Source organism: Pricia sp. (assembly GCF_041745955.1).
GTDB lineage: Bacteria > Bacteroidota > Bacteroidia > Flavobacteriales > Flavobacteriaceae > Pricia.
Map to the genome: position 1 here is coordinate 1 of NZ_JBGTHY010000053.1, position 5983 is coordinate 5983.

General features: G+C 43.8%; 5 protein-coding genes and 1 pseudogene. All 6 read left to right on the forward strand.

Going from position 1 to position 5983, the window contains the following annotated elements:
• Positions 1-234, forward strand: a pseudogene (gene ppnK, locus ACEW8S_RS01740) (NAD(+) kinase); the annotation flags it as partial.
• 245 nt (positions 235-479) lie between these two features.
• A complete protein-coding gene (locus ACEW8S_RS01745; protein ID WP_373516466.1) occupies positions 480-1184 on the forward strand; it encodes a DUF6089 family protein in 705 nt (234 codons plus the stop codon).
• 56 nt (positions 1185-1240) lie between these two features.
• Entirely contained in the window at positions 1241-1981 is a 741-nt protein-coding gene (locus ACEW8S_RS01750) for an isoprenyl transferase (RefSeq protein WP_373516467.1), read from the forward strand.
• Between the two features lie 4 nt (positions 1982-1985).
• A complete protein-coding gene (locus tag ACEW8S_RS01755; RefSeq protein WP_373516468.1) occupies positions 1986-4613 on the forward strand; it encodes an outer membrane protein assembly factor in 2628 nt (875 codons plus the stop codon).
• Positions 4614-4781: 168 nt separating this feature from the next.
• Complete coding sequence (locus ACEW8S_RS01760) at positions 4782-5609, forward strand: OmpH family outer membrane protein (RefSeq protein ID WP_373516469.1); 828 nt, start codon at positions 4782-4784, stop codon at positions 5607-5609.
• A 164-nt stretch (positions 5610-5773) separates the two neighbouring features.
• A partial coding sequence (locus ACEW8S_RS01765) for an OmpH family outer membrane protein (protein ID WP_373516470.1) occupies positions 5774-5983 on the forward strand: 210 nt, incomplete at its 3' end.

Consider the following 5983-nt stretch of genomic DNA (forward strand, 5'->3'; position numbering starts at 1 on the left):
AGGCCGTTGGTGATTTCCGATGATACGCTGATACGTCTTAAAGTTTTCGGTAGGGAAGAGAGCCATCTGATTTCCTTGGATTCCCGAATCGCTTCCGTAGAGAACGGAAAGGAAATCAACATCAGAAAAGCGGACTTCGTAATAAAAATGGTCGAGTATACTTCCGAGAGCTTCCTAAAAACCATCCGCAACAAATTGTTATGGGGCGAGGATCGGCGGAATCGGGGTTCATAAAGTGTAAGGGCAAGTTCAAGTCCAAAAAACGTCCCTTTAGCGAAAAGGCCAAGGCCTAGAACAGTGGAATTGACGCTTTCTAAACAATAAATAGCGGCAAATCCAGTTTATCAAGAAAGAACACGCAATGCAAATGATGGCAAGCAATGGCTATATTTGCACCCCTTGATTCAGATATGAATAAAACGCAAGGCCGAAAGGCCATACCTAAAAGTGTTTTTCGGGGATTTGGAATTTTACTCCCTATGAAACGATTGATTATCGTACTCTTTATCTGCGCATTTGGTACCATAGGCGCCCAGACCTACGAGGTCGGTGTTTTTGCCGGTGGTGCCAATACCATTGGCGATGTTGGCCGAACGAATTATGTGCTGCCTTCCGATATCGCCTTTGGCGGACTATTTAAATGGAATGTCGCCAAACGCTACGCCTGGCGGGCCAGTATGATCTATGGTAAATTCACGGCCGAAGATGCTAAGTCGAGTATCCCGTCGCGACAACAAAGAAGCTTTGTGGCCGACAATTCCATCCTGGAAGCATCTGCCGGACTTGAGTTTAATTTTGTGGAGTACAACCTGCACAGGCTCGGACCGGCCTTTACCCCTTATTTATATACCGGAGTCACCTATTTTAGATACGACTACAATTATTTCGATACGGGACTCAGAAGGGTGATAGATATCGGCCAGAAAGACGGCAACTTTGCCATACCCATGACCGTCGGGGCCAAATTGCGCTTGAACCAGTTTCTGATTCTGGGAGCCGAAATCGGCGCGCGATATACCTTCACCGATAACCTGGATGGCAGTAATCCCAATAAATTAAATGTCAGCCAACAGCTCGGTAATCTGCAGTTTGGAAATATTTTTAGCGACGATTGGTATGTTTTCTCGGGATTAACATTAACTTACACCTTCGGTAGAAAACCCTGTTGCGATAATTTTGAGTAAGGTCATAGTGCGTTATCCCAAATCGCAAATCTCATGTCTATAGTATTCCGACCCGTATGAACCCCCTTGAGGACATCGACAAAAAAAACCTGCCCCGCCACATTGCCATCATTATGGACGGTAACGGCCGCTGGGCCAAAAAGCAGGGCAAACTTCGGGTTTTTGGCCATGAGAACGGCGTAGATACCGTGCGGAGAACCGTCGAAAATTGTGTCGAAATCGGCTTGCATTATCTTACCCTTTATACCTTTTCTACAGAAAACTGGAACCGGCCCAAGCTCGAGGTCGATATCTTGATGAAACTGCTGGTTTCTTCCCTCAAAAAAGAACTCGATACCTTTATCAAGAACAACGTAAAACTCAATGCCATCGGCGATATTGGCTCCCTTCCCAAGAAAGCCCACCGAGAGCTTAAAGAGGTGATGGAAAAAACAAAGGGCCATACAGGTTTGACACTGACCTTGGCCCTGAGTTATGGCGCACGTGAGGAAATTAAAAATGCCGTAAAACAGATCAGTACCAAAGTTAAAAATAATATAATTTCAGTAGATGATATTGACGAAACCATTATAAATACTCATCTTTACACGCACGATTTGCCCGATGTAGATTTGCTTATCCGCACCAGTGGGGAATGCCGGATCAGCAATTTTTTGCTTTGGCAGATTGCCTATGCCGAGCTTTACTTTATTGATGTATTTTGGCCCGATTTTAGTGAACTGCATTTAACGGAGGCCATAAAAAGTTACCAGAACAGAGAAAGAAGATTTGGAAAAACCAGCGAACAACTCAACTGACGATATGAAAAGGTTCATATCCTTCGAGCCTTTAATTACCATCCTATTACTCCTCATTACCACCTTTACCGCCGCTCAAGAACTTTCTTTTGAGGATGGAAAAAAGTATATTTTGGGCGGTCTTGAGGTAACGGGACTTCAAAGTTATAACGAGCAGACCGTAAAGACCTACACCGGGTTGCGGGTCGGGCAGCCCATTACCATTCCAGGCGACGAGATAAGCGGGGTAATCAATAAATTATGGGGACTCGAACTTTTTCGTGATATCGATTTCTTCATTATCGACATTGATGATGATAAGGTGTTTTTAGAACTGCACATTACCGAAAGGGCCACCCTTTCCGATATCAAGATAAACGGGGTCAAGCCCAGAAAGGTCGATGGTATTCTAGACGATACCGATCTTAAAAAAGGGAAGAAGATTACCGAAAGCCTTATCGCCAATACCAAAAACTATTTGGAGAACAAGTATAAAAAGGAAGGCTATTTAAACGCCAAGGTCGCCATTGCGGTGGCCAACGATACTTCGGAGACCAATGCCCAGAAGATGATCATCAATGTCAATAAGGGGGATAAGGTGAAGATTGCGAATATGATTTTCGAGGGCAATGAGCAGCTCTCCGATAAAAGATTGCGTGGCGCCCTCAAGAAAACCAAGGAAAAACGTTTCTTCCGCTTTTGGAAAAAATCCAAATTTATCGAGGAAGATTATGAAAACGACAAGCAATTGCTGGTCGATAGATACGCCGAGAATGGCTACCGCGATGCCCGGATTATTTCCGATTCGATTATTAAGGTAGATGAAAATAATATCAATATCAAATTCGATATAGAGGAAGGTAACAAATATTATTTCGGGGATATCGATTTTGTGGGCAATACGGTCTATACCGATAGACAATTGGCTTCCGTTCTTGGTATAAAAAAGGGAAACACGTACAACGGCGTACTATTGCGGGAACGTATTGCCGACGATTCCAAGCCCGATGCCGAAGATTTGACCAACCTGTACCAGAATAACGGCTATCTTTTTTCAAGTATCAACCCGGTCGAGGTTTCTGCCCAGAACGATACCATCAATTTCGAGATTCGCATCATCGAGGGTAAGGAGACCTTTTTGAACCATGTCGATGTTGTGGGCAATGACCGCACCAACGATCACGTGATTTATCGCGAACTACGGACACGCCCCGGACAGAAATACAACAAAAGCGATATCATACGTACGATTCGTGAATTGCAGCAATTGGGCTATTTCGACGCCGAGGCGATCAAGCCCGACATTCTGAACGCAAACCCGAACGAAGGTACGGTCGATATTAAATGGGGACTTGTCGAGTCGGGAGCCAGCCAGATCGAGCTCCAGGGCGGTTATGGCGGCGGCGGTTTTATAGGTACCCTAGGTCTTTCGTTTAACAACTTCTCAATAAAGAATATATTTAACGGCGAGGCCTATAAACCCGTGCCCATGGGTGACGGACAGACGTTTGCCATGCGGGTACAGGCTAGCCGATCCTTTCGGGTGTACAGCTTGAATTTTGCCGAGCCTTGGTTCGGAGGTAAAAAGCCGGTACGCTTCAGCCTGAACTTCTCGCGGACCCAGCAATTCAGGACTGATTTTGCGAATTCAACCAGAAACAGAATAGAGATTAATAAGGATGAGGGTTTTTCCATTACTTCGGTGTCCGCAGGTCTGGCTAAACGGGTTCAATGGCCGGATGACTTCTTTACCATTTCGCATTCATTGGGCTACCAGTTGTACGAATTTAACAACTACAATTTAGGTCTTTTTAACTTTGGAAATGGCAAGTCTAATTCTTTAACGTATACCTTGGGCATTTCAAGGAATGCTATTTCAGGTGGGCAGATTTTTCCACGGGGAGGCTCTACTTTTGAAATTACCGCCAAGTTGACCCCGCCGTATTCGCTTTTCGGTAATAAAGATTATGAAAGTTTAAGGGATAGAAGTGAAGAACTTGCTCCTATAGTGCAAGCGCAACGTGCACAGCGTATTCAGAATACACCAGAAAGCGCTGAACTGGAAGAAATTGATCAAGAACGGTTTAAATGGCTTGAATATTATAAAATCAAATTTAAGGGCGATTGGTATACCACTTTGGTCGGTAGCGGAGATAAGTCATTGGTATTGAGGACCAATGCGGAATTTGGTTTCTTAGGCAATTACAATAATGATGTTGGCGATGTGCCCTTCGAACGTTTTTTTGTAGGTGGTGATGGCATGGGTAATTTTACGTTGGATGGAAGGGATATTGTGCAGCTAAGAGGCTATGAAAATCAGTCTTTGACCCCGATAAGTCCTTTAACAAGGCAGCAGGAAGGCGGATTAATTTATAATAAGTTTTCTGTGGAACTTCGATATCCATTGACCCTAAAGCCTTCTGCCTCTATTTATGGCCTCACTTTTTTAGAAGCGGGTAACGCTTTCCGCAATTTTCAGGAATTTAATCCGTTTGACATAAAAAGATCCGCTGGTGTTGGCTTGCGAATATTTATGCCGGCATTCGGACTTTTGGGTATTGATTTTGGATATGGGTTCGATCCGGACAATACAGGTCGGGAAACCAGCCCGCATGGATGGGAAACCCATTTTATTATCGGACAATCGTTTTGAGAAAGTAGTTTATAGTTGAAAATAATGCTAGGTCATGTTTTGGTAAAAGCCTACGTATAAACAAAATTGGGAAACCGATTCATCAATTACAATCACCTAATAACCATTGACTTTGAACCGTTTGTTAAACTTGGCACGATTATTTCTTTAGGGTTAAATGATTTAGCAATGAAACCAAAAACAAACGTTCTTTTAGTACTGGCGATAACGCTGGTTTCAGCGTATAGCTATGCGCAACGTGGCGTACGTATCGGTTATGTCGATATGGAGTATATTCTTGAAAATGTGGAGGAGTACAGGGAAGCTACCGAGCAATTGGCCAGCAAGGTAGAAAAGTGGAAAATAGACATCGAGCAAAAACAAAGTGCGGTCGAACAGATGAAGAAAGACCTGATGGCCGAACGGGTATTGCTTACCGATGAGCTGATTTCCGAACGCGAAGAGGAAATACAGATCCTGGAAAAAGAGATGATAGAATATCAACAAGACCGTTTCGGGCCGCAGGGCGATCTCGTATTGCAAAAGCGCCGGTTGATCCAGCCGATCCAGGACCAAGTGTTCAACGAGGTACAAAAAATCGGTGCCAATAAAAAATATGATTTTATTTTTGATAAATCGGCGGATGTCGTAATGTTGTACTCCGAAAATCGCTGGGATATCAGTGATTTGGTATTACGTGGTATTTCACGGACGCGTAAAGTAAGTAAACGTACCGAAAAGCCCGATAGTAAAAATTCGCTTGACGAATTTGAAGGTGATGAAGAGGAGGAAGGGGAAGGGATGAGCGAAGCACTCAAAGAGCGCAAGAAACAGGCCGATCAAGCCCAGGAAGCCCGAGAAAAGTCCGCCGACGAAAAGAGGGCGGAGCAATTGAAGTTGCGTGAAGATCGTAAAAAAGCCTACGAAGAAAGAAGAAAGAAATTGCTGGAAGAACGGGAGGCGAAAAGGCAAGCGAAGCTGGATGAGCGCGAGCAGGTGAAGGACAGTGTCCAGTAAAAAGTTATAAGTTCCGAGCCATGACAGAATGCATTGGTGTGGTTTTTGTTCACTCAATTATTCATTAGACGCAACAGATAGTAGCAATCAATAATTAAAAATCAATAATCAATAATTAGTAATCACTTAAACCCGACACTCAAATTATTAAATTTTACACTCAAATGAAACACTTAAAAAAGATAGCAGTAGCCCTAATATTTTTTGTAGCCGCTACAGGATTTGTCAACGCACAGAGCAAAGTCGCACATATCGACGTGACCCAATTGTTAAGCGCCATGCCCGAAATGAAAACGGCCGAGGCGGAACTGAAAAAGCTTTCGGAAACCTATAACGCCGATATCGAAGGCTCGATGACCGAGCTGAAGAACAAG

Excerpts from the sequence above, each read along its gene's own strand:
- ACEW8S_RS01745 (WP_373516466.1), top strand. The coding sequence starts at position 480 with ATGAAACGATTGATTATCGTACTCTTTATCTGCGCATTTGGTACCATA.
- ACEW8S_RS01760 (WP_373516469.1), top strand. The coding sequence starts at position 4,782 with ATGAAACCAAAAACAAACGTTCTTTTAGTACTGGCGATAACGCTGGTT.
- ACEW8S_RS01755 (WP_373516468.1), top strand. The coding sequence starts at position 1,986 with ATGAAAAGGTTCATATCCTTCGAGCCTTTAATTACCATCCTATTACTC.
- ACEW8S_RS01750 (WP_373516467.1), top strand. The coding sequence starts at position 1,241 with ATGAACCCCCTTGAGGACATCGACAAAAAAAACCTGCCCCGCCACATT.